Raw genomic sequence first — 19280 nt, 5'->3', positions numbered from 1 at the left:
GGGCTATGCCGCCACGGAACCGGTGCTTGCGCACCTGCTGTACCTGAAGGATCAGATGCAGCGCAAGGGCGGTCTGCTCGCGACGGTGATCGCCGAGTTCTGGCTGCCGGCCAGCTACCCGACCACGCAGGAGCTGATCCGCAAGTCGCTGAAGACGGGCCGGAAGGCTGACGAATTCCTGATTCTGGATTCGCAGTCGCCGGAAGACGCGATCCAGTGCCCGGTGTTTGCCGAGATCCGCGACCTGACGGCGACGAAGATCTATCTGCCGAACCCGGACGCGACGCCCGATGGCTACAAGCTTCTGAACCTGACCGACCGTGAGTTCCGGACGCTCAAGGCGCTGTCGAAGGAGTCGCGCACGTTCCTGATCAAGCAGAGCAATCAGTCGTCGTTCGCGACGCTGGATTTGGGCGGCATGAACGACGAGATCGCGGTGCTCTCCAGCAGCCTCGACAACGTCGCGATCTGGGAAGAGTGCACGCGTGACGCGCATGGCGATACGGATCTGCGAATGAAGCTGTTCCAGGAGCGCCGCAAGGGCAAGCGCGATCGTAAGCCCGAGGCCGAGCTGGCGGAGGAGGTCGAGTGACCATGAAGCGCGATCAACTGGAGCTGCGGGAGCTGCAACGCGCGTCGGCCATCGGGCCGGCGACGGGTGAGCAACTGGAGCAGTGGGCGGCCGAGCACGATCTGGTTTGGGATCGGAAAGTTCGTAATTTTCAGATCCTGTTTGGCAGCCTGCCCTTAGTCGTGGGGCTCGGTGTTGCCGCGAGTTGCAAATGGATGAATGGCGATTGGCTTGTGGGGGCGGTTGTCTTCGTGTTCACCGGAGCGATGGCATGGCGGGGCTATACGTCCCCCGTGAATGGTCGGCCGCTAAATCCGTATCGGCCGATCAGGGTTACGCCCGCCGAACTCCACGAGCGCAACGCAGATTTTCCGGTTGCGCTTGCGTATCTCGACGCGATTCGCCATCAGCGGCGGCCGATCGTGCCGCACGACCTCGACGTGCTGGGGATGATCCGGCGGCAACAGCAAGCCAACCAGGGAGCATGACGATGAACACGAAGTGGATCAAGGTAGTGCTGGCCTTTGCGGTGCTGACGGCTGGCGCTTCGGTGCACGCCCAATTGCACGTCGATAACACAGCGATCTCGGCGGCGATCGCGCAAGTCCAAGCGGAGGGCGCGCAGGTTGAGGCGGAGACTGCGCGAGTTCGGGCGGCTAGGGCGCAGGGGTTGTCGGCAAATCTCGGCGCGCTGCCGTCGACCTATGCAGACGCGGGCAAGGCGGCGCCGGCGCCGTCGGCTGACACGAATCAACAGATCCTGGCCACGCTGATCGGGATCGATACGACGCTCAAGCAGCTGCTCGAGTTCGAACGCGCGAAGGCCACGGGGTTATTCCCCTCCAATGGGAAAGCGTCGCGATGAAGCCGATCCATAAATTGATCGCTGCCGCTGCGATCGCGGCCTGCTCGATCCAGATTGCGCACGCGCAGATCCCGGTTGTGGGCGGCCCCGTGAATGTCGAGGCGATCGTCGCGCAGGTGAAGGCGTTCGAAGCGCACGCGGCGGGCATGCCGGCCGCTGGTGAGACGCTGAGTAGCGCAATGCTCAGAGAGTTGAATGCGATTGCAGTGCAGGTGACGGCGATTCAAGCGCGTTCCACGGATACGTCGGCCGCCGGCGAGCCGCTGAATGGCGAAATGCTGCGCGAGCTGACCAAGGTCCACATGGTGCTGTCGCAAGCGCGGGGCGGCGCTGCGCAGGAGATCGTCGGGCGGCCGGCGAAGTAGTAATCGACATTTTGACGAAGGAACAGACATGAAAACTTTTCGCACCATGTTGGCCGCCGGCGCTGCGGCCCTGACGCTGTCGTTGTCGTCCGGTGTGTACGCGCAGGGCATTCCGGTGCTCGATGCGTCGACGCTCGCGCAGGCGATCATCACCGTGCAGCAGCTCAAGCAGCAATACGTCACGCTCACGAACCAGTACCAGGCGCTGATCGGCAATCGCGGCTTGGGTGACATCCTCAACAACCCTGCGCTGCGCAACTATCTGCCGGACGAGTGGCAGTCGGTCTACGACGCAGTAAAGAGCGGACAGATGAACGGCATCAGTGGTGTCGCCGACAGTATCGCGCGCCAGGAGGGGCTGACCGCGTACACGCCGGGCCAACAAAGGCTGAATGACACGTTGTCCGCAAACAAGGCGATGGTGATGCGGGCCTATCAGGCCTCGATCGACCGGCTGAACAACATTCAGCAGCTGATGCAGCAATCGAATCTGACGCAGGATCCCGCCGCGAAGGCGGATCTGCAGAACCGGTGGTCGGCCGAGATTTCGTCGATCAACGCGGACAAGATGCGTCTCGATCTGGCGGCAAAGCTCCAGGATGCCGAGAAGGAGTTTGCGCAGCAGGCCGCGCATCGTGACATGCAGCGTCGCCTGCATGATGAACCGATCGACCAGTAAGCCAGGAGCGCGACCATGCAACTGACAATCTTTACCGATATGTTCAATGCGTTCGACAAGGACGTACTCAACACGATCAGCACAGGCTCGGCCAAGATGATCTCGCTGATCAGTCCGCTGGTCGCTGCTGGCTTCAGCCTCTACGTGCTTCTCATTCTGGTGTCGTACTGGCGAGGTCATGAGAATCAGCCGATCGTGGATTTCCTGCTGAAGATGGCAGCGTGGGCCGCTGTGCTCACGGCGGGGATGAACATCAGCTACTACAGCGAATACGTGGTGCCGTTCTTCAACGGATTGGGAGACGATCTCAGCCGTGCCTTGATGGGGGGGAACGATCTCAGCAACGGCCTCGACACGCTGTTGAGTCTCTATTTCGACGCGATCAAGAGTTTGTACGAAGGACTCAGCATTACCGACATCGGCCTCTATATCGAGGTATCCGTGCTCGCGGCGTGCATCATTTTGGTCGGTGTGCCGTTCCTCGCTATCGCCGCTGCATACATCATCCTCGCGAAATTTGCGCTTGGATTACTGCTCGCGCTCGGCCCGGCTTTCGTTGTCGCGGCGCTGTTCCCTGCTACGCGGCAGTTCTTTCAGAACTGGGTCGGTCAGTGCTTGAACTACGGCATTCTCGTCGCCCTGTTCGGGGCACTCGGCGCAATCGAAGTGCGGTTCATGACTTCGGTACTGCCGACGAGCTTCAGCGCGAAGGACGTGATGCTGACCTACGCCATTGAGGGAAAGATCGTCGGCGCCGGATTGGTGTTCATTGTCGTGTCTTTGAGCATGCCGTCTTTGGCTTCGCAACTGGCTGGTGGCGTTGGTATCTCGTCAATGGTCGGTAAGATCGGCAACGCGGCCAGTTCCGCCATGAAGGCGATGAAGTTGATGGGCGGGGGCCGTGGTGGAGCGTCGGCGGCGCCTAGCAACTCGCTCGGCCGCGCATGATCTTGACAACTACTAGGAGTAGGTAATGAGGGCACTTCGATTCGTGACAGCAGCAACGATGGTCATCATGGCGCTGACGCAGTCCGGTTGCGGAAAGAAAGACGGCGAGGAGTTTATTGGCAACTGGGAGAAGCTGAGCGGTCGTGGCTCGCCGGAGATGGTGATCAGCCGTAATGGCGATGGGAACGACTTCTACGTCGCGAGCAAAGTGCCGAATCTCGCCGCAGAGAGCGCGAAAGATGCGTTCAAGGTGCAGCGTTCTTCGGCACTGTATGCGGACGGGAAACTGATGATGATGGCCGGAGTGCCCGTAGCGCTGACGATCGACAAGGCATCCGGGCACCTCGTTGCCCCTGGTGCCGAATACCAGAAGAAGGGCAATTAACACAGAGCTTGTCCGCCAGCTTGTACGTTTCCGGTACGAGCTGGCGAACCAACCATAGGAGTGGAACATGAAATTCATCGTCGTGCTTTGCAGCGCCGTGCTGCTTGCGGCGTGCTCGTCGGCGCCAAAGCCGACGCAACCGAGCGGGCCGTGGATGCCCGTGAACCATACGACACAGGGGAGCGCGCAATGAAGTGGATCAGAAAAAAATCGGCCGAGCCGCAGGGCATTTCTGCCGCGCTTGTGGCCGACGGCAACTACGCGGCCGCGCTGCAGGCCATCGCGGCAAAGCTCGCCGACGCCGATCCGCGCGAGATGGCGCGCACGTATTTCAAGGAAGCGCTCGCGTTCGAAAAATCCAAGCAGGCGACGCAGGAGAACCTGACGAAAATCGCCTGGCGCGTCGCGGGTGGCGCCATGTTCGTCGCTCTGGTTTCTATTCTTGGTTCGGCTGCCTTAGTACAACTAAAGAGACCGACGCCGCCTGTCATCATCAAAGACAACACCGCGACGGGCGACGTGCAGGTGATCGACGTCGCGCGTAGCGGCTCGGTGACGTTCGGTGAACTCGAGCTGCGCAAGGCGTTGCGCGACTACGTGAAGTTGCGCGAGAGCTACGACTGGTACGCGATTCAGGATGCGTACGACAACGTGACGCTGATGAACTCGCCGCGCGAGCAAACGCAGTACGCAGCGCTGTACAGCCGCAAGAACTCGCCGCAGAACGTGCTGACCGACAAATTCCGCGTGATCGCCCAGCCGGGTGCGATCACCTTCGTGGGCTCCACCGCCCAGGTGTTTTTCTCGAAGAAGACGATTTCGCTGGCGATGCAGGGCGGCTCGACGCCGGTGCCGCCGAAAACGGAATACTGGGTCGCGACGATCACCTACGAGATGGGCGATCTGCCGACCAAGAGCAACGAACAGGTGCTGAATCCGACAGGCTTCCGGGTGACCAGCTACTCGGTCGACCGCGACTGGACGCGCAGCGTAACAGATGGTGTCGCGCAGATGCCGTCGGCCGCGACGTCGTCGGAATCAGCGCCGACGCGCGCGCAGGGAGGGGCCAGCGAATGAACATCCGATTCCAGAAAGCGCTCGGCGCATCGGCGATCGCGGCTGCCGTGTTCTCGGTGGTGCAGCCGGCCGCGGCCGAAGTGGTGCCGGGCGCATGCGGCAGCGATCCGCACGTTGCCTGTGCGGTGTACAACCCGACCGAAACCTATCAGATCGCCTACCGCCCCGGTGAGGCGACGGTCATCGAGTTCGAGAAGGGCGAAAAACTCGAAGGTGGCGGCATGGGCGATGGCAAGGCCTGGACGGCGGGCCCGGCGGGCAACGGCTTCTTCTTCAAGCCGAAGGCGGTGAAGGCGGGCACGAACCTGATCTTGCTCACGAACAAGCGTCGTTACGTGCTGAAGCTGATCCAGGTCGCGAAGCACGATCAGGCGATCTGGTCGCTGACGTTCGACTACCCGGACACGCGCGCGAAAGCGGCAGCAGCGGTGTCGGCCCGCTCGGCGGAAGCGCGCACGCTGCTCGAGCAGACCGGCAACGCCGCGTCGACGGCCAATTCCGACTACGACATGCAGGGCGACACGACACTGGCGCCGACGGCGCTGTGGGACGACGGCCGGTTCACCTACTTCGAGTTCAAGTCGAGCCGTGACCTGCCGCTGATCTATCGCGTGTTCGAGGACGGCTCGGAAGCGCTCGTCAATCCCGACGACGTGCGTGGGCCGGTGCTCGCCGTGCACGACACCGCGCGCCGCTACAACCTGCGCCTGGGCGACGCCGTGCTCGGCATTCGCAACAACGCATATCGGCCCGACGGCCAGCTGAATCCGTCGGCCACCACGATTCCCGGCACGGTGCGACTCGTGAAGCAAAAGGAGGCGAACGGTGAGTAACGACATCAACCAGAACATGATGCCGGCGCCGGTTGAGCCGGCCGGCATCGGCGAGCGCGGCGTGCCGGGCGTCGGTCGGACGAAGCGCAAGAGCCCGTTCCGGCTGCTGCCGATCGTGATCGGGCTTGTGCTGATCCTGATTTTCGGGACGGTCGCGGTCGGCGTGGCGATCAAGCGCTGGACGGCGCAGCACCACGCGGAATCCGAGGCGGCGAAGGCGGAGGCGGCGAAGGACAAGCCGTCTGACGATCGGCACGATTTCGCGGCCGACCAGGCGAAGATCCGGAAGAAACAGGAAGAGGATGCCGCAGCAGCGGCCGCGGCTGCCGAAGCCGCCTCGATGGCGAAGCCGGCTCATGCGGATGCGGCGAGCGCGACGCAGGCGACGGCGTCGACGAACACGGGCGGCACTAGCAACGCGGCGCCGGCCCCTGCGGTCGAGACGCCGGCGATGCGCAAGCTCGACGGCGACGTGGTGCTCAAGCTCGATGACCAGAAAACCCCCGGTAGCGCCGGTGCGGCGGGCAACGGCGGCCCGCGCACCGAATACGCGAAGGACGGTCTCGACGCGAAATTCCGGCCATCGAAGCTCGACACGGTCAAGGCCGAGTTGATGCCGTCCCGCGACCTTTTGCTGATCGCCGGCACCACGATTCCGTGCGGACAGCGATCGGTGATCGTCACCGACTATCCGGGCATGACCACGTGCCACGTGACCAAGGACGTGTATTCGGCCAACGGCAAGGTACTGCTGATCGAGCGTGGCTCCGAAGTGCTGGGCGAGCAGCGCCAGGCACTGATGCAGGGGCAGGCGCGAATCTTCGTGATCTGGACGCGCCTGACGACGCCGCTTGGCGTGAAGGTCCAGCTCGACTCGCCGGCGGCGGACGCGCTGGGCGGCAGCGGACTCCCGGCTTACGTCGACACACATTTCTGGACGCGTTTCGGTGGTGCGCTGATGGTCAGCCTGATTGGCGACGCTGGCCAGGCGCTGTCGGGCCTGGCGTCGAATTCGGGCGGCGGCAGCAACCGGATCCAGTTCAACAACACGTCGAGCGCCGGCGAGTCCGTAGCCGCCGAAACGTTGAAGAACACGATCAACGTCCCGCCGACCGCGTATTCGAAGTACGGGTCGATGACGACGATCTTCGTGGCGCGCGACGTCGATTTCTCCGACGTGTACGAGCTGGCCACGCCGTGAACGCGCCATCTTTCAACGGAGGGTCCATGCACATGCAACACGACGACAGCGTCACCGTGCGCAGCCACCTCAAGACGCTCGGAATCATCGACCGGCTGAGCCTGCCGGGCGTGACCGAGTTCGCGATCAACCGGCCGTATGAAGGCTGGACTGAAACGGGGGATGGCTGGCAGCGCCATGAACTGCCAACCGCGTCGCTTGAGGCGCTGATGCAGTTTGCGCCGGCACTGGCGATCTACAACAAGGCGAAGCCGCATCTGTCGCCGGCCGAGCCGGAGAAGCCGGTACGGCTGCCGGATGGCGAGCGCGGCCAGATCGTGATTCCGCCGGCGTGCGAGCCCGGCACCGTGTCGCTGACGATCCGCGTGCCGAGCAACACGCGTTTCACGGTGCAGGAGCTCGCGTCCGGCGGACGGTTTGCCGGGTTTCGTGACGTGGTGCGTGAGGGCCTGGCCGGCGCAGGGAAGCTGAATACGGGCGAAATCGACGCGGCGGCGGCACGAGCTGGTTCGGACGGGATGGATGTCAGCGGCGCGACTCCGGTCTTCAATCCGGCCCGCGCGCTGAACGCGTATGGTCTGGCGCGCTTCCAGCAGGACATGCTCGACGCGCTCGCGCAGCGCGACGTGGTGCGGTTCCTGACGCTGGCGATCCTGAACAAGCTGAACATCGTCCTGGTGGGCGGCACAGGGTCGGGCAAGACCACGCTGACGAAGGCGCTGGCCGACCTGATCCCGATCATTCCGCGCGATACGCGTCTGGCGACGATCGAGGATACCCACGAGCTGCCGTTGCCACTGCATCGCAACCACGTGCATCTGTTCTACAGCGAGGCGATTCCGGCCCGCCGCATCGTGAAGGCGACCCTGCGCATGAAGTTCGATCGCGTGTTGCTGGCCGAGCTGCGCGGCGACGAAACCTGGGACTACCTGACGCTGCTCAACACGGGGCACCAGGGCGGGCTGACGACCGTGCACGCGAACGATTCGATTTCGACGTTCGCGCGGATCGCGCAGCTGGTGAAGCAAAGCCCGGTCGGTCAGACGCTGCCGTTCGATTACATCATGCGCGAGATCCGGACGACGGTGGACGTCGTGCTGTTCATGGAGAACAAGTACCTGACCGAGATCTATTTTGATCCGGTCACGAAAATGAACCTACTGCGAGGTGATGCATGAGCGCCCGGCCGAACGAACTTGGATTCGACGCGCGCGCCGTGCGCGCCGACGCGGACGCCCTCGATCGGCCACCGCATGCGGCCGCCGACTGGCTGGCCGAGCAGATCCCAGCGTTGTGCGACGCGACCGGCGCACTGCCGCCGCAAGCGATGCTCGCGCAGGAGTTAGGCGTAAGCCGCGCGCTGCTGCGCGAAGCGGTCAGCCAGTTGATCGCGCGCGGGGTGGTCGACGTGCGCACGAAGGTCGGCTCGCGCGTGGTCGACGAGCGGCAATGGCAGATCGTCGATCGGCATGTCGTCGGCTGGCGCTTGGCGCGTGGGACGGATCCGGCCTTTGCGGCGGACATTGCCGCGATTCGCCGCGTGCTCGAGCCGATCGCGGCCGCCGATGCGGCGCTGCACGCGACGCCGGAGCAGCGGGCGCGCATCACGGTTGCGTGCGCGACGCGGCTGCGTGCCGCCACGCTGTCGGAGTATGCGATCGCGCGCCACGAGCTGCACGTTGCGATGCTGTCCGCCAGTTCGAATCAGATCCTGCAGCAGCTGACGTGCCTCGTGCCGCTGCCGGTCCAAACGGTTGACGAGGCGGCCGGTGCGCCGGTGATCCCGGACGGCGAGCGCCAGGCGCTCGTGCTGCTCGAGGCGGCAATCCGCGAGGGCGACGCCGGCGCGGCACGCGATGGGATCGAGCGACTGAACACGTGGGATTTGTCCCGCTCGAGCGGAGGGCATGGTGATGAGTAATACGTCCATCTTGAATTCGAATGACACGGCGTTGCGAACAGTGTATCGACCGACGATCGATCCCGACACATGGCTCTGGACGCAGACATGCGCGTGGGCGCAGATCGCCAGCTTGACCCGCAAGCTCGCGGTCGGGCCCGACGCGACGCTGCGTGACCAGCTGAGCGCAGCGATCACGCGGCTCACGCATGCGCACCGCGAGTTGGCCCGCCTCGGCCAGCCGCAAGCGCTCATGTACTGCGCGGTGTTCATGCCCGGCAGGATCGAGTTCGCCTATTACGCGCTGTCGCCCGAAGGGCGAGTGGCCCTGTGCATCGAGGGCACACGGGGTCGGGTCTATCGCTTCGATGTGTGCTCGCCTGCGCTGCACGAGACGCTGGCCCCGCTGCGGTCGACGGCACGTGACACGTCGGAGGTGCCACGATGAAAAAGCGTCTGTTGGTCGGCGTGTTCCTGAGCGCGCTGTCCGGTGCGGCTTGGTTCGGCGCCGGCCGCCTGTTGCATTTCGACGCGATCACTGATCCCGTCGAGGTCGGCGCGGTGATTGCGCTTGTCATGGTCATGTCGCTGCTGTGGGGCATGTGTGCAAGCGCCGTGCTGCTGAAAACCGCGACGCGCCTCGATCGTGTCGTCGCGGGCGGTCTGTTCGCACTGGTGGCGATCACGGGGCTCGTCGTGGCCGGCCAGTTCGCCGGCGCGACGTTGTTCGCGAAGCTGGAGAAGCTGCCGGATTCGGCGGTCGGCCTCTGGACGCTGCGCGATTACTGGCACGCGTTCGGCGACATGAAGGGCGTGAAGCGCTCGCTGCAGATGGCGACGGTGGTGTCGATCATCGTGCCGGTTCTGCCGATCGCGGCGGTGGTCGCGGCGCTCGTCGCGAAACCGAAGCGCGAGCTGCACGGCGATGCGCGCTTCGCGCATAGCTATGAGGTACGCCGCTATGGCCTGCTCGACGAGGCGAGCGGCCGCTCGCGCCGCAAGGGGGATTACCGCGATCCGACGATCATCGTCGGCAAGTACAAGAGCCAGTACCTGACGTTTCGCGGCTCGGAGTTCGTGATGGTCGCCGCGCCGACACGGTCGTGGAAAGGCGTGGCCATCGTGATCCCGAATTTGCTCACCTATTCGGACTCGGTGGTCCAGCTCGACGTGAAGGGTGAGAACTACGATCTGACGTCGCGTTATCGGCAGGCGTGCGGGCAGAAGGTGTTTCGCTGGGCGCCGTTCGACCAGAAGGGGTATACGCACCGCTGGAATCCGCTGTTCAAGATCGCGAAGAGTCCGGCCTTTGTGCGAGTCGGCCGCCTGCAGGCGATCGCCGCACGCCTGTATCACACGGCGGACGCGCGCAACAAGTTCTTCTACGAACAGGCCAGCGACCTGTTCATGGGCCTTGCGCTGTACCTGATGGAAATGACGAGCGACTGCACGTTCGGCCAGGTGTTGCGCCTCGCGACGACGCCCGACAAGAAGGTGCGCGAACACCTGACCGAGCTGATGCAGAGCGAGCCGCAGCCGGGCGTGCCGCTGTCCGGCGACTGCCTCGGCGCGCTCTCGCGCGTGCTGGCGTCGCCCGACGAGACGATGCTGAACATCGTCGCGACCTTCAATGCGGGTCTGCGCCTGTTCAGTAACCCGATCGTCGACCAGGCGACGAGCGCGTGCGATTTCGAACTCGACCGTGTGCGGCGCGAGCTGATGTCGATCTATCTGGTACTGCCGGTGCGCGAACTCGCGGTTGCGAGCCTGCTCGGCAACCTGTTTTTCACGCAGTGGATTGAGGACAACCTCGACGTGCTGCCGGGCGAGGATCCGACGATCAAGTACCAATGCCTAGGCATTCTCGACGAATTCACCGCGCTCGGCCGCATCGAAGTGCTCGACAAGGGCAACGCGTTCATCGCGGGCTACTGGCTGCGGCTGCTGACGATCCTGCAGTCGAAGGCGCAGATGGAGCCGAACGAGTTGTACGGCGTCCACGGTGCCCGCACGTTGGTCACGAACCATGCCGTGCTCGTGGCTTATCCGCCGCGCAACCAGGCCGACGCGAAGGAGTTGTCTGAGACGCTCGGCACTTTCACCGAAAAGGCAACGTCACGTAGCCGAAACCATGGCCGCAACACGTCGACGGGCACGAACACGTCGGACCAGGGGCGCGCGCTGATGCTCGACCAGGAGCTCAAGCGCATGGAGCAAAACCAGGAGATCGTGCTCGGCTTCCAGCGCCCGATCCTGTGCGAGAAGGCGGCTTATTTCCAGGATGCCCTGTTCATCGACCGGATGCGTTCGGTCAGTCCGACGCTGGCCGCGATCGACAAGCGCCTGCCGACCGAAGACGAGATCAAGGCCGCGTGGCAGGCCGGCGAGCTGCGCGCGACGGGCATCCCCATCCACAACCCGGAGACGTATCACGCGGTGCTGTCGGCAAAGGCCGCCGGCGAGATCCGTCTCGCGCGCCAGGCGGGCGCGAAACCGTTGACCGCGGCAGAGCTGCTGGCGCTCGACCAGCAGAAACCGGGCCCGCTCGCGGCCGACCTGGCGCTCACCGGCTTTGCGGCCGATCTGGCCGAACTCGGCCTGGTTATGCGCGACGACGTGCGCGACATGCTCGCCGGCATGCGATTCGATTTCGACCTGACAGCAGCGGATGCCGCTGTCGATTCTCAGATTGAGCCGGCAGCGCCGGCGGACAACGAAGTGAAGGAGGTGGCACATGGCTGACGCGAACAAGCCGAAACGCGAGCGGACGTATCTGGACGTGCCGTTCAAGGAGAAGGATGCGGCGAACGAGCTGGGCGCGAAGTTCGACCGGCGCTCGAAGAAGTGGTACGTGCCCGGCGGGACCGATGTCGCGCCGTTCGCGCGCTGGATGCCCGCGCAGGATGCGCCGGCAGCGCAACCGGTAGAGGAAGCGCTGGAGTACGGCAGCGAGGCCGACTTCGAGCGCGAGGCAGCCCGCCTGAGCGACTTGCTCGGACAGCCGATCGACGCGGCGCGTGAGTTCGTTCGGGAATCGTTGCGCTCGGCCGAAGAGAAGGCGGCGCTGGAGGCGCGCAACCGTGTTCAGGATCAGGGCGGATCCGGCTTCGATGCGGTCGACGCCGTGCGTGTCGCCGCGCGCCAGGCGAGGCACCAGTATTTCGCCGAGCGCCAGCACCTGTATTCGCAGAGTGTGCCCGCAGTGAGTGCAGGTGCACGGCGCAGCACCCGCGCGGCGCCGGTCCGGCGCGCTCAACCGAAACTCGACGATGCGGCACTCGGCCGCCGTTACCGCGAAATGATTCAGTCGATCGCCACGGCGGTCACGCTGCGCGGCGGGGAGGTCAACGAGACGCTAGCGCTCGAGCATCAGCTCGAATCGATCCATCGGGACGCGTGGCGCAAGTCCGGCGACGCGGCCGACGGCGATCGCGCGATCGGCGAGCAGATCCGTACGCGCACGGGCTTCGCAGCGGAACAGCTGCCGCCGCAGGCGGCGGTGGCATTGAACAAGCTTCGGGATGAAGCTGAGCTGAGCCCGATCGAAGTCGATGAGCGCACGCCGACGCGTGACGTGACGGAATCCGACCCGGCGGACGATGAGCTTCCGGTCGACCCGGCCGCCACCGAACCGCCGCACCGGCATCGCCAGCCCGAGCGCGACGACGGTATCGCGACCTTCGCGGACATTGCCGAAGCGTTCGAGCTCGACGAGGCGGCCCGCGCAGGCGAGCAGGACGTTCGCGAGGCGCTCGACCGGAACGTGGACGCGCAGCCGGCGGCGCCGGACTTGCAGCCGTCTCTCGAGTCGAATGCCAGTGAGGTCACATTCGCCGACGTCGGCGAGGCCGCCGCGATCGACAACGCGCCGGGCGAGCACACGCAATCGCCCGCTGCCGAACAGCCGACTGGCGAGATTGCATCGCCGGCCGCCGAGCAGTCGGGCCCGGCTGCTGGACCGGACAGCAACACGGCCACGTTTGCCGACGTCGCCGATGTGTCGCCGATCGACGACGCGATGCGTCGCCGTGGCCTCACGGGCGATGCGGTGTCGGGCATCCAGGACGCTGCGCGATCGACGGTCGGCGCCACGGTGGCCAACGAATCGGACGTGCAGCCCGGACAGGCCTCCAACGACGTGTCGATGAACGTGTCGGTCCAGCCCGGCGCGGTCGACACCCAGATCAGGCGCACGCAGGCGCCTGCGCGAAACGAGCCGGATGCCAAAAACGCCGCGAACGAGCCGGCGCGACCGCTCCTCGATAACGTGTCGGCGCAGGACCTGCAGCGCGTGCGCGCGGCACGCGACGGTGAGCGTGCGGCCGCCGAATCGCTGCTGCGCGAGCAGAGCAAGCCGATGCCGAAGCGTGACGACGAAGCGGGTGCCATCGATGCGCCGGCCGGTACGCCAGCGCCGGACGATGCCGACAACCAGATCGACGTCGATCCGTCCTTGCGCAAGCCGATTACGACGAAAGACGGCTACACCATTCCGGCGCAGGTTGCGTCGCGCTACATGGTGAAAGACGGGCGGTTCTGGAAGCTCGACGGCATGGAAGGGAAGCCGGGCGAGCTTCCGACGACGAAACCGCATTTCGAGGACACGGGTACGCGCCTGAAGACCCAGCAGAACGATCGCGGGACGATCGCCGACATGCTGGCCGTGATGAAGGCGAAGAACATCGATTCGATCACGGTGAAGGGCAGCGAGACGTTCCGCCGCAATGCGTGGATCGAGGCGTCGCTCGATGGCGGTATCGACGTAAAGGGGTTCAAGCCGAAAGAGGCGGATTTCGCGCTGCTCGAGGCCGCCAAGCGGGAGCGCGATGCGCTGACGATCAAGGCTGGGGCGTCGCCCGAGCCGGCGGTTGGCCCGAAGGTCGATGTGAAGGTCGATCCCGCTGCCGCCAAGCCGTCGGCTCCTGCGGTAAGCCCGAAACCGGACGCCGCGCCCACTGCACCGACTGCATCGGGCGCAGCGCCGGCGGCCGGTGCCGTGACCAAACCCGTCGACATGTCGTCGGGCGAGCTGCTCCAGCACGGGGCGGCACGCTATGAGCACAAGCCGAACGAGTCGTATTCGTACTTTGTGCGGTATCGGGACGAGGCGGGCGCCGAGCGGACGGTCTGGGGTGTCGATCTCAAACGGGCGATCGCTGAATCCGACGCGAAGGTCGGCGACACCATTTCCCTCAAGAACCTGGGAAGGACGCCCGTCACGGTGCAGGAGCAGGTGCGTGACGCGGCGGGCAACGTAATCGGCACGCAACCGAAGGAGACGATCCGCAACGCGTGGGAAGTGACGCGGTCGGCGGCGCCTGAACCCGAACGTGCTCCCGCGCCCGCACGCGTGCAACTGACCGTCGCGCAGATGCGCGAGCAGCTCGAAAAATCGCTTGAGCAGGCCCCCGCGCGCATGCGCGGCGAAGTCATGCGCCGATTCGACGCGCGCATGCAGGCCGGCGTCGAGGTCGAGGCGCGCATCGCGCGGGGCGAGTTGAGCCGCGACGCCGGCGCGGCGGAGATCGATAAGCGCGCGGGCGAATTGCACGCGGCCTGGACGGCGCCGAAGGCCGCACCGACGTCGCAGCCGTCGAACAGTCCGCAGCCCGAGCAGCAGCAGGCGCGCGGCCCGACGCCGAGCGTGATGTAAGCGCCGTCTCCCTCCATTTACGCAAGGAATTTGAAATGAGTATCGCCATCGTGAATTGCTCCGGCAACGTCGGTAAGACCACCGTGACGCGCGAGCTGCTGGCGCCGCGGTTGCCGCACATGTCGGTGCGCCAGGTCGAGTCGATCAACACCGACGATTCGGCCGGCCCGAAGGTCGAGGTGATGATCGCCGCGCGTTTCGACGAACTGCACGAAGAGCTGATGCGCGGCCGCGATCTGCTGGTCGACATCGGCGCGTCGAACGTCGAGGAATATCTGAATCGCCTCGACTCGTCCGAAGGGGCGCAAGAGGACTACACGTGCTTCATCGTGCCGGTCGAGCCGGAAAGCAAGCAGATGAAGGACACAATCAAGACGATCAATCTGCTCGAGGCGCTCGGCGTGGAAGCGGATCGTATCCGCGTGCTGTTGAACAAGGTCGAGCTGGTGAAGAGCGAGGCGCGCGAGGTGACGCTGCGTCGCCACTTCGGGCAGCTATTCGATCTGCATGAGCGAACGGGCAAGTTCGAGCTGAACTATGACGCGCTGGTGCCGAAGAACGACGTGTTCACGCGCGCGGCGGCCGCTGGTCGCACGATTCACGACATCGCAACCGATGGTGTCGACTACAAGGCGCAGCTGGTCGACGCGGCGAACGACGCTGAGAAGGATCGCCTCGTGAAGCTGGTCGGTCTGAAACGCAAGGCGCTGTCGATCGAGCCGCTACTCGATCTCGCGTTCTACGCGTTGCTGGCTGGGGTGGAAGCATGAGCGATTCGACGCCGCAATCGGATCGCGTCGAGAAGGCCTCGGAGCGTCTTGGCCAGGTGATCGCCACGATGCCGGCGTCGAACGAGCTGGCGGTGCTCGCCGAGATCCTTATCGAGCAAATGAAGGTGGTGGACGCGCAGCACCACGTCGTCGCGCTGATGGAGTCCACCGACCAGAAGCTGACCGCGACGGTGCAGGCGCTTCGTGCGGAGAACACGCAGCTGACGATCCTGATCTCGGAAGCACGCCAGGCTTTTGTGGGTGAAGTGGCCGCGAAGGCGGCTGACCAGGCGCGTCGCGCGGCGACAGCAGAGGTCGCCGACTCGCTCTACCGGCTGCGCATCGCCGTCGAGGGTCGCGATCGCGAGAGCGCCGTCCCGCCGGTGCCGCCTGTGCGACGGACGATTGGTGTGTTCGTAGCGCAGATTGCGGTCGCGTTCTGCGCGGGTGCCGCGCTCGTGTGGGTGGCCGGCCACCTGTCGCGCGCGCTCGGTTTCTAGCCCCAAAACCAACACCGTTATTGCGAGAGGAGCATCCAACCATGACCGACAAACAACTTTTTCTGCAGGTCGTCGTCCCGGCGATCGTCGCGCTGGCGATTTTTGCGGTTCTCTACAGCCGTGCGGCGGATCGCCTGGCCGCCCGCAAGCAACTTGCGAAGCTGGCCGATGCGACGGCTTGGGAACTGCGCCTGAATGATGTCGCGGTCGCGACGATTCCTGAGCACGTCGTCGTCGATATTGAGCGCCGGCTCGAACGCCAATGGTGGCGGGGCGCGCTGACCGCACTGAGCGAGTTTTCTGAACTCGTGCGGCTGGCCAGCGTTAGCGTGGCGGCCGGCGTTGTGGGCGTGGTCATCCTGGCCGTGCTGACCATCCAGAGCGACCCGCTCGGCGCAGGGCATGCGCTGCACGAGCTGTTTGCCGCGTCCGATACCGCCCTGCAGGCGGTCTGGAGCGCGTTCTGGCTGGTCAGCGCGACGATGGCATTCCTGTACTTCTGCTTTGCGATCTGGTGCGGCGCTCGACGCGGCCCCCACGACTATGTCGCGGAAGCATGGTGGAACCACGTCCGGCGGGCCGCGCACGTTGCGCCGAACGGCAAGCTGTCGCTGGTTCTGACCGAGGCCAACCGCCTGAGCTGGCGTAGCCCGTATCGGGTCGACCGGTCCGGGATCGATTGGCTGGCAGATTGAAGGGAGGCCGATCATGTCGATTCGAAGAATCCTTCATTCCGTCACGCTCGCTGGGCTGGTTGCTGCTGCCGGTTCGGCGCACGCGTTCGATCTGACTGCGTCGCTGTCCTCGCTCGTAGGCGCGACGACAGCCACTGCAAGCGGAACCTGTCGCGCCGAAGTGGGCTTCTCCCCGGAGGGTAGCGCCACACGCCTTGTCGCCGGCGTGCTCGATCGCGCCCGCTCTCGCGTGCACCTGGCCGCGTACACCTTCACGTCGCCAGACGTCGTGCGGCGACTGATCGCCGCGAAGCGCCGCGGCGTTGACGTCGCGGTGATTGCCGACGCGAAAGAGAACACAGGCGGGCGCGGGGCACGCGCCGGCCAGGCTGCACTGAACCTGCTTGTCGAGGCCGGCATTCCAGTGCGCACGATCTCCGCGTATTCCATTTTCCACGACAAATTCATCATTGGCGACAGCGAGACGGTAGAGACCGGCTCATACAACTACAGCACCGCCGCTGCGCGTCGCAATAGCGAGAACGCAGTCGTGATCGCGAATTGTCCGTCGCTTGCTAGCGCCTACGAGGCGCACTGGCAAAGCCGGTGGGCGCAAGGCGAATCGTATCGTGCGTCGTACTGAAGAATAGGCATAGGAGCGTGTCGATGGAACCAATTTGCAGATTGCCGGCGAGCGGCTTCACGGAAACGCCGGAGTCGGTTCTCGTGTGGGCCGATCAGGTCGTTTCGATCGCACGAAGCAACCTGACCGGCGTTGAGCCGCTTGTCGGGCTGTGGGCATACCGCCACGGCGGCTTTGAATGTCTGGCTGCTGATATTAGCGACGAAAACGATACTTCGATGGGCCACTCTCTGACGTTCTTGGTTGGCGGCGATATGGATTTGGATATTCACGAACCGTCTGTACCAGATATGGCAGATGCCTTGCATTTGATCGGAATTGTCATCGAAGCACTGCAGGCGAGGGTCGTGGTTGGCCTTCGGAGCAATGAGGTGAACGAGATGGTGCTCGCGCATCCTCTTGCTCCGGGCGAAACCAACGGAGCGATACGGAGGGCGGGATGAATGCTCTCACGCGTTTGATTTCTCGTTCAATTTACTCCCCCCACCTCGTCGAGTTGGCCCGTTCCTACGATCGGGCCCGCCTGGCGGTCCACGCGGCCGAGTGGCTCGACTCCGACCTTCGCGACGGACAAACCTATGTTGAAGGTGACGGGAGCCTTGAAGACTGGACCGCGGGTCGCGTTACTTTGCTGGCCAACCAGTTGGATCGGCTACGTGACGTGGTCGTGCGGCAGATCGCCTTGGAAAGCAGGGGCTCTTTCCATGTAGAAGTCGAACCGGACGGGAGGTTGTCAATTCCGTCCGCCGTGCAGGAAGCCCTCGAACGCCACGTGCTTCCCGAATTTTTTTACCGGAGCGACGTGGATCTTGCGCAGCAGGCCGAGCGCTATCTGCCGGATCACTACCTCATCGTCGAAGACGGAGACGCACATACGCTCCCCAGGTCGTACCCGTCCAGCTTCATCGAAGTCTGGTGGTCTCGCTATTTTGTCGATCCGCTCGCGCTGGTCGAGAACGCGCGATACGGATGGACGGCCTTTGGACATGAACTGTGATCGGCCGGGTGAACGATGAGCAGCGACGATCTCAACGCATTGACCGAACCGAAGCGCCGTGGCCGCAAAAAGGCCCAGTCGGCGCTCGGCAAGCCTGTCAGCACGCGACTCACGGACGAGCAGTGGCGGATCTTCAACGAGAAGGTCGCACGCTCGGGCTTGAGCTCGTCCGAGTTCCTGCGCGACTGCATCCTGACGAACCGCACGCAGATCGTCTCGCGGCCGCCGGCGACCATCGAGCGGCACCGGATCATGTACGTGATCAACAAGACCGGCAACAACCTCAATCAGCTCGCGCACGTGGCGAACACCGCGCGCGTGTCGGGCAAGCTGTCCGAATCCACGTTCGCCGCGCTGGTCGACGAGCTGGAAATGATCACCCAACTGCTGAAGGCACACCTGCATCGTGTTGATTAGGCCGACGGGCCGTCACGACGGCGTCAAACAGTATCTCGAGGACGGCCAGAAGGTCGGCCGAGAACTCTCGCGCGACGAGCTCGACGAGCGCGTGGTACTCGTAGGCGATCTCGACCTGACCGACGCGGTGATTCAGGCGATCGATGCGCCGCCGAAGGTGGAGCGCTACCTGTCGATCACGCTGTCTTTCAAAGAGGATCACGTCGACCGTGACACGCTGCTGCAGATCGCGCGCGAGTTCGAGGCGTTCGCGATGCACGCATACCGCCCGGACGAATACTGCTTCTATGCGGAGGCGCACCTGCCGCGCGTGAAAAGCTATATCGACCAGGCGACCGGCGAGCTGATCGAGCGCAAGCCGCACATCCACGTCGTGATCCCGAAACGGAACCTCGTTTCGGGGCAGTCGCTGCGGCCGTTTGGATTCGACAAGCACAACACGCATTTCATCGACGCGTTCCAGGAACACATCAACGCGAAGTACGGGTTAGCGAGCCCGAAGGACAATCGCCGCACGCTGCTGACCGACGCGTCGGAAATGATCAGCCGTTATCGCGGCGACCTGTTCCGCTCGAACAGCCGCGAGCTGAAGGAACAGATCCTCGACGCGGTGCTCGATCGCCAGATCGAGAACCACGCCGATTTCATGGCGCTGCTGCAGGAACACGGCGCCGTGCGCATGCGTAACGCTGATCGCGACGACGCATATCCGAACGTGAAGCCGGCCGGCGCCGACAAGGGCGTGAACCTGAAGGAATACGTGTTCACGCCGGAATTTATCGGACTGCCGACCGCCGAGAAA

Annotated in this window: 21 protein-coding genes and 2 pseudogenes; all 23 read left to right on the top strand. The window is 64.4% G+C overall.

The features are described 5' to 3' along the window. Positions 1 to 592, top strand: a pseudogene (locus tag ACV22V_RS31475) (transporter); the annotation flags it as partial. A 2-nt stretch (positions 593 to 594) separates the two neighbouring features. Beyond that, entirely contained in the window at positions 595 to 1059 is a 465-nt protein-coding gene (locus ACV22V_RS31470) for a hypothetical protein (RefSeq protein ID WP_448016593.1), read from the top strand. A gap of 2 nt (positions 1060 to 1061) precedes the next feature. After that, a complete protein-coding gene (locus ACV22V_RS31465; RefSeq protein ID WP_448016592.1) occupies positions 1062 to 1436 on the top strand; it encodes a hypothetical protein in 375 nt (124 codons plus the stop codon). Continuing rightward, the gene (locus ACV22V_RS31460) at positions 1433 to 1801 is read left to right on the top strand and encodes a hypothetical protein (protein ID WP_448016591.1); all 369 of its coding nucleotides are present in this window, start codon (positions 1433 to 1435) and stop codon (positions 1799 to 1801) included. Before ACV22V_RS31465 ends, ACV22V_RS31460 begins: the two co-directional genes overlap by 4 nt. Before the next feature lie 28 nt (positions 1802 to 1829). Next, on the top strand, positions 1830 to 2480 hold the full coding sequence (locus ACV22V_RS31455) for a type IV secretion system protein (protein ID WP_448016590.1): 651 nt from the start codon (positions 1830 to 1832) through the stop codon (positions 2478 to 2480). A 15-nt stretch (positions 2481 to 2495) separates the two neighbouring features. Then, positions 2496 to 3428 carry a type IV secretion system protein gene (locus ACV22V_RS31450; protein WP_448016589.1) on the top strand — a complete coding sequence of 311 codons (933 nt, stop codon included), beginning with the start codon at positions 2496 to 2498 and terminating at the stop codon, positions 3426 to 3428. A gap of 25 nt (positions 3429 to 3453) precedes the next feature. Then, the gene (locus ACV22V_RS31445; RefSeq protein ID WP_448016587.1) at positions 3454 to 3813 is read left to right on the top strand and encodes a hypothetical protein; all 360 of its coding nucleotides are present in this window, start codon (positions 3454 to 3456) and stop codon (positions 3811 to 3813) included. Between the two features lie 111 nt (positions 3814 to 3924). Next, the gene (locus ACV22V_RS31440) at positions 3925 to 4890 is read left to right on the top strand and encodes a virB8 family protein (protein WP_448016585.1); all 966 of its coding nucleotides are present in this window, start codon (positions 3925 to 3927) and stop codon (positions 4888 to 4890) included. Further along, positions 4887 to 5723 (top strand): TrbG/VirB9 family P-type conjugative transfer protein, encoded by an 837-nt coding sequence (locus ACV22V_RS31435; protein WP_448016583.1) that lies wholly within the window; start codon positions 4887 to 4889, stop codon positions 5721 to 5723. The genes ACV22V_RS31440 and ACV22V_RS31435 overlap by 4 nt, the downstream gene beginning before the upstream one ends. Next, positions 5716 to 6924, top strand: coding sequence for a type IV secretion system protein VirB10 (virB10, locus tag ACV22V_RS31430; RefSeq protein ID WP_448016581.1), 1209 nt, complete (start codon positions 5716 to 5718; stop codon positions 6922 to 6924). Before ACV22V_RS31435 ends, virB10 begins: the two co-directional genes overlap by 8 nt. Before the next feature lie 26 nt (positions 6925 to 6950). Next, positions 6951 to 8102 carry an ATPase, T2SS/T4P/T4SS family gene (locus ACV22V_RS31425; protein WP_448016579.1) on the top strand — a complete coding sequence of 384 codons (1152 nt, stop codon included), beginning with the start codon at positions 6951 to 6953 and terminating at the stop codon, positions 8100 to 8102. Continuing rightward, positions 8099 to 8845, top strand: coding sequence for a FadR/GntR family transcriptional regulator (locus ACV22V_RS31420; protein WP_448016577.1), 747 nt, complete (start codon positions 8099 to 8101; stop codon positions 8843 to 8845). The genes ACV22V_RS31425 and ACV22V_RS31420 overlap by 4 nt, the downstream gene beginning before the upstream one ends. After that, the gene (locus ACV22V_RS31415; RefSeq protein ID WP_448016576.1) at positions 8838 to 9272 is read left to right on the top strand and encodes a hypothetical protein; all 435 of its coding nucleotides are present in this window, start codon (positions 8838 to 8840) and stop codon (positions 9270 to 9272) included. Before ACV22V_RS31420 ends, ACV22V_RS31415 begins: the two co-directional genes overlap by 8 nt. After that, complete coding sequence (locus ACV22V_RS31410; RefSeq protein ID WP_448016574.1) at positions 9269 to 11566, top strand: type IV secretory system conjugative DNA transfer family protein; 2298 nt, start codon at positions 9269 to 9271, stop codon at positions 11564 to 11566. Before ACV22V_RS31415 ends, ACV22V_RS31410 begins: the two co-directional genes overlap by 4 nt. Beyond that, positions 11559 to 14477, top strand: a complete 2919-nt coding sequence (locus ACV22V_RS31405) for a DUF5710 domain-containing protein (protein ID WP_448016572.1) — start codon at positions 11559 to 11561, stop codon at positions 14475 to 14477. The genes ACV22V_RS31410 and ACV22V_RS31405 overlap by 8 nt, the downstream gene beginning before the upstream one ends. Before the next feature lie 35 nt (positions 14478 to 14512). After that, entirely contained in the window at positions 14513 to 15247 is a 735-nt protein-coding gene (gene stbB / locus ACV22V_RS31400; RefSeq protein ID WP_448016571.1) for a StbB family protein, read from the top strand. Next, entirely contained in the window at positions 15244 to 15747 is a 504-nt protein-coding gene (locus ACV22V_RS31395) for a hypothetical protein (protein ID WP_448016570.1), read from the top strand. Before stbB ends, ACV22V_RS31395 begins: the two co-directional genes overlap by 4 nt. A 41-nt stretch (positions 15748 to 15788) precedes the next feature. Continuing rightward, on the top strand, positions 15789 to 16442 hold the full coding sequence (locus ACV22V_RS31390; protein WP_448016569.1) for a hypothetical protein: 654 nt from the start codon (positions 15789 to 15791) through the stop codon (positions 16440 to 16442). A 13-nt stretch (positions 16443 to 16455) separates the two neighbouring features. Then, positions 16456 to 17064: a phospholipase D family nuclease gene (locus ACV22V_RS31385; RefSeq protein WP_448016568.1), complete on the top strand. Its 609-nt coding sequence runs from the start codon at positions 16456 to 16458 to the stop codon at positions 17062 to 17064. Between the two features lie 23 nt (positions 17065 to 17087). Next, positions 17088 to 17507: a hypothetical protein gene (locus tag ACV22V_RS31380; RefSeq protein ID WP_448016567.1), complete on the top strand. Its 420-nt coding sequence runs from the start codon at positions 17088 to 17090 to the stop codon at positions 17505 to 17507. Then, positions 17504 to 18061 carry a hypothetical protein gene (locus tag ACV22V_RS31375; protein WP_448016566.1) on the top strand — a complete coding sequence of 186 codons (558 nt, stop codon included), beginning with the start codon at positions 17504 to 17506 and terminating at the stop codon, positions 18059 to 18061. Before ACV22V_RS31380 ends, ACV22V_RS31375 begins: the two co-directional genes overlap by 4 nt. A gap of 15 nt (positions 18062 to 18076) precedes the next feature. Beyond that, complete coding sequence (locus tag ACV22V_RS31370; protein WP_448016564.1) at positions 18077 to 18478, top strand: plasmid mobilization protein; 402 nt, start codon at positions 18077 to 18079, stop codon at positions 18476 to 18478. After that, positions 18468 to 19280: pseudogene (locus ACV22V_RS31365) on the top strand (LPD7 domain-containing protein); the annotation flags it as partial. The gene ACV22V_RS31370 and the pseudogene ACV22V_RS31365, both read left to right, overlap by 11 nt.

This window comes from Burkholderia sp. AW33-5 (genome assembly GCF_053427615.1).
The sequence above is the reverse complement of the archived record's forward strand: the minus strand, read 5'-3'. Positions and strand labels throughout refer to the sequence as shown.

Coding starts and splice junctions, on each gene's coding strand:
- ACV22V_RS31470 (WP_448016593.1), top strand. CDS start 595: ATGAAGCGCGATCAACTGGAGCTGCGGGAGCTGCAACGCGCGTCGGCC.
- ACV22V_RS31380 (WP_448016567.1), top strand. CDS start 17,088: ATGGAACCAATTTGCAGATTGCCGGCGAGCGGCTTCACGGAAACGCCG.
- ACV22V_RS31465 (WP_448016592.1), top strand. CDS start 1,062: ATGAACACGAAGTGGATCAAGGTAGTGCTGGCCTTTGCGGTGCTGACG.
- ACV22V_RS31390 (WP_448016569.1), top strand. CDS start 15,789: ATGACCGACAAACAACTTTTTCTGCAGGTCGTCGTCCCGGCGATCGTC.
- ACV22V_RS31375 (WP_448016566.1), top strand. CDS start 17,504: ATGAATGCTCTCACGCGTTTGATTTCTCGTTCAATTTACTCCCCCCAC.
- stbB (WP_448016571.1), top strand. CDS start 14,513: ATGAGTATCGCCATCGTGAATTGCTCCGGCAACGTCGGTAAGACCACC.
- ACV22V_RS31410 (WP_448016574.1), top strand. CDS start 9,269: ATGAAAAAGCGTCTGTTGGTCGGCGTGTTCCTGAGCGCGCTGTCCGGT.
- ACV22V_RS31405 (WP_448016572.1), top strand. CDS start 11,559: ATGGCTGACGCGAACAAGCCGAAACGCGAGCGGACGTATCTGGACGTG.
- ACV22V_RS31435 (WP_448016583.1), top strand. CDS start 4,887: ATGAACATCCGATTCCAGAAAGCGCTCGGCGCATCGGCGATCGCGGCT.
- ACV22V_RS31460 (WP_448016591.1), top strand. CDS start 1,433: ATGAAGCCGATCCATAAATTGATCGCTGCCGCTGCGATCGCGGCCTGC.
- ACV22V_RS31455 (WP_448016590.1), top strand. CDS start 1,830: ATGAAAACTTTTCGCACCATGTTGGCCGCCGGCGCTGCGGCCCTGACG.
- ACV22V_RS31450 (WP_448016589.1), top strand. CDS start 2,496: ATGCAACTGACAATCTTTACCGATATGTTCAATGCGTTCGACAAGGAC.
- ACV22V_RS31445 (WP_448016587.1), top strand. CDS start 3,454: ATGAGGGCACTTCGATTCGTGACAGCAGCAACGATGGTCATCATGGCG.
- ACV22V_RS31395 (WP_448016570.1), top strand. CDS start 15,244: ATGAGCGATTCGACGCCGCAATCGGATCGCGTCGAGAAGGCCTCGGAG.
- ACV22V_RS31425 (WP_448016579.1), top strand. CDS start 6,951: ATGCACATGCAACACGACGACAGCGTCACCGTGCGCAGCCACCTCAAG.
- ACV22V_RS31370 (WP_448016564.1), top strand. CDS start 18,077: ATGAGCAGCGACGATCTCAACGCATTGACCGAACCGAAGCGCCGTGGC.
- ACV22V_RS31415 (WP_448016576.1), top strand. CDS start 8,838: ATGAGTAATACGTCCATCTTGAATTCGAATGACACGGCGTTGCGAACA.
- ACV22V_RS31420 (WP_448016577.1), top strand. CDS start 8,099: ATGAGCGCCCGGCCGAACGAACTTGGATTCGACGCGCGCGCCGTGCGC.
- ACV22V_RS31385 (WP_448016568.1), top strand. CDS start 16,456: ATGTCGATTCGAAGAATCCTTCATTCCGTCACGCTCGCTGGGCTGGTT.